We start from the raw sequence: 2,736 nt of genomic DNA, 5'->3' as shown, positions 1-2,736 counted from the left end.
TCGAAACGGGCGACGACGGACTTGCCGCCGACTGATGACAAACCGCTCAGCGGCAGCGCAAGATCGTTCATGGTGGGTGTGGTCTCCGGGAAATGCTTCGGATCGGCTTAAGCAACCAAATCCTACGTCATTTCAACGGCTTGCGCCACATCCACCAACCCCCATGAATTTGGTTAGGTTGATGCGGCGTGCCGCCGCCGTGAGGCCGCGCTCGCTCAGCAGCGCGTCGAGAACGACGAGAAGATTCAGATCGAGCCCTTTGAAACGCATGTCTTAGCTATCCATAGCGTGGATGCATTTGATTGAAACAAACGATTTTACCAATTTTCCGGAATGTCGCATGGACTTGGCAGGACCTCACGTGCGCCGATCACTGCCTCTATCGCGTGGCGAGTCCCTTGAGAAGAGCCCGAAAGAGGAAATCTGTCGCGTGCGGTGGAGATTGTACTGGGAATGAGAGGCAGCGCTCCGATCATGTCGAACTCTCCGACGAATGGCGGACCGGTACAATAGTTGATCGCATGGTCCGGAGCTATGAAACATCTCGATTACATATGAGGTGCCGAGTGAATACGCTGACAGCACCCACCGTCGCAGCGTTTAGCTGACGTTTGACGACGGTTCCTATCCATTTACACGCAGATTCTTGATGTGCTGGCGCAAAAGCGGGAGGCCGGCGACTTTTCTTCGTCATCGGGCTGACGCCGCAGAAGCCGGAACTCGTCCGGTTCCTATGGGCATTGGGCTTGGTCGGTCGCACAGGCTCTATGAGGGGCAATTTTGGCAACGCGACGCGACTCGGGTTTTGAACGACGCCGAAAACGCAAGCTGGAAAGGAACAAGATGGCAGATCAACTCGCCAACGAAATAATCGCCATGATCAAGAAGCGCGCCGCGTCGGAGGGCGGCATAGCGCCTGCCACAGGCGGCGAGATAACGGCTGCCACGGGACTGACATCGCTCGGTATCGATTCACTGGGATTGGCGGACGTTCTCTGGGACCTGGAGCAGGCTTACGGCATCGAGATCGAGATGAATACGGCCGAGGCATGGTCGGATCTCCAGAATGTTGGGGACATGGTGGAAGCCGTGCGCAGCTTGCTCGCCAAGGGGGTGTGAATGGACAGGCGCGTCGTGATTACTGGGATTGGCGGGATTTGCGGGCTTGGGACCAACGCCGCCGCCATTTGGAGAGAGATGCGAGAAGGCCGCTCCGCCATCGGCCCAATCGTCAACTCCGAGCTCCATGAATTGAGGGTCAGGATCGGTGCCGAGATCAAGGCGCTGCCGGAGCATGACATCGACGGCAAGCAACTCATCTCCATGGACCGCTTCAGCCTGCTCGCTGTGCTTGCGGCGCGCGAAGCCATGCGTCAGGCCGGACTTTCCTCCAAAGAGGGAAATAGCTATCGCTTCGGTGCGACGGTGGGCGTTGGCGGCTGCGGGTGGGATGCGATCGAGCAAACCTACCGCGCCATCCTTCTGGGCGGTAAGCGTGCCGCTCTCTTGACTGTACCCAAGGCGATGCCGGGTGCCGCTGCCGGCCAGGTCAGCATGAGTCTCGGCCTGCGCGGGCCGGTCTTCGGCGTCACGTCCGCCTGTTCCTCGGCAAACCATGCGATTGCCTGCGCGGTGGACCAGATCAGGCTCGGCCGGGCCGACGTGATGCTTGCCGGCGGCAGCGAAGCGCCGCTCATATGGGGTGTGCTGAAGGCATGGGAAGCGATCCGCGTGCTTTCGCCCGATACTTGCCGGCCATTCTCGGCCGATCGCCAGGGCCTGTCGCTTGGTGAAGGCGCCGGCATGGCGGTGCTGGAAAGCTACGAGCATGCCCAGGCTCGGGGCGCCACCATCCTTGCCGAAATCGCCGGTGCCGGCCTTTCCGCCGATGCGTCCGACATCGTCGCGCCGACTGTCGAGGGGCCGGAGGCAGCAATGCGGGCCTGCCTTGCCGATGCCAGGCTGGACGCCGAGGATGTCGACTATCTCAACGCGCACGGCACCGGCACCAAGGCCAACGACCAGATCGAGACGGCGGCGATCAAGCGCGTCTTCGGTCAGCACGCCTTCTCAATGTCCATTTCTTCTACCAAGTCCATGCACGCGCATTGCCTCGGCGCGTCCGGCGCGCTCGAGTTGATCGCCTGCGTGATGGCTATCCGCGAGAGCGTCGTGCCGCCGACTGCCAATTATCGTGAGCTGGACCCCGATTGCGATCTCGACGTCACGCCCAATGTGGCACGCGAGCGCAAGGTGCGCGTGGCACTGAGCAACTCCTTCGCCTTTGGCGGCACGAACGCGGTTCTGGCGTTCAGGCAGGTGTAGAAGCCATGAGAGATGCCTCCGGCAACATTATCTCTCGCATCCAGATGCTTGCCGGATAACGTTGTGAAGGGCGGGTCATTGACCGCCTCGGCGAATGCGGGAAGTGGCAGCGGAAGCTCGACGATCCGGGGGTATCGTCTTTGCGAAATTCTTAACTGTTGAAGCGGCTTGGACGTACCGCCGCCCCGTAAAAGGTAAGCGAGGCCCTGCGGGCTCGGCTTGAGGGTCTGAAGCTGTACACGACAATGTCTGGAAGCCGCAGGGTCGGCTGCGCCCGTTATAGTCGCCTGAGTGCTGCCGGCCCGGCCGCGCCGCGGGCGCCGTCAACGAACTCCTTGAACCTGCGGACCTTGCCTGTCTTGGCCGACGCTTCGAAGCGCGCCGTCGTCCTGGCCTCCAGATCCGCGACAT

2 protein-coding genes and 1 pseudogene are annotated in these 2,736 nt (G+C 61.2%); 2 read left to right on the top strand and 1 reads right to left on the bottom strand.

What is annotated here, in order from left to right; all coding sequences use genetic code 11:
• Nucleotides 1-168: 168 nt before the first annotated feature.
• Nucleotides 169-270 (bottom strand): annotated as a pseudogene (locus NKH98_RS32775) (LysR family transcriptional regulator); the annotation flags it as partial.
• 573 nt (nucleotides 271-843) lie between these two features.
• Between NKH98_RS32775 and NKH98_RS32770 the strand changes: the two are divergent.
• Both NKH98_RS32770 and NKH98_RS32765 read left to right on the top strand, forming a co-directional pair.
• Entirely contained in the window at nucleotides 844-1,119 is a 276-nt protein-coding gene (locus NKH98_RS32770; RefSeq protein ID WP_023679611.1) for an acyl carrier protein, read from the top strand.
• Nucleotides 1,120-2,325, top strand: a complete 1,206-nt coding sequence (locus tag NKH98_RS32765) for a beta-ketoacyl-[acyl-carrier-protein] synthase family protein (protein WP_352638588.1) — start codon at nucleotides 1,120-1,122, stop codon at nucleotides 2,323-2,325.
• The last annotated feature ends 411 nt before the right edge of the window (nucleotides 2,326-2,736 follow it).

It is taken from the genome of Mesorhizobium sp. M0833 (assembly GCF_040319905.1).
Classification (GTDB): domain Bacteria; phylum Pseudomonadota; class Alphaproteobacteria; order Rhizobiales; family Rhizobiaceae; genus Mesorhizobium.
This window is presented reverse-complemented; position numbering and strand designations above follow the sequence as displayed.

Coding starts and splice junctions, on each gene's coding strand:
- NKH98_RS32770 (WP_023679611.1), top strand. CDS start 844: ATGGCAGATCAACTCGCCAACGAAATAATCGCCATGATCAAGAAGCGC.
- NKH98_RS32765 (WP_352638588.1), top strand. CDS start 1,120: ATGGACAGGCGCGTCGTGATTACTGGGATTGGCGGGATTTGCGGGCTT.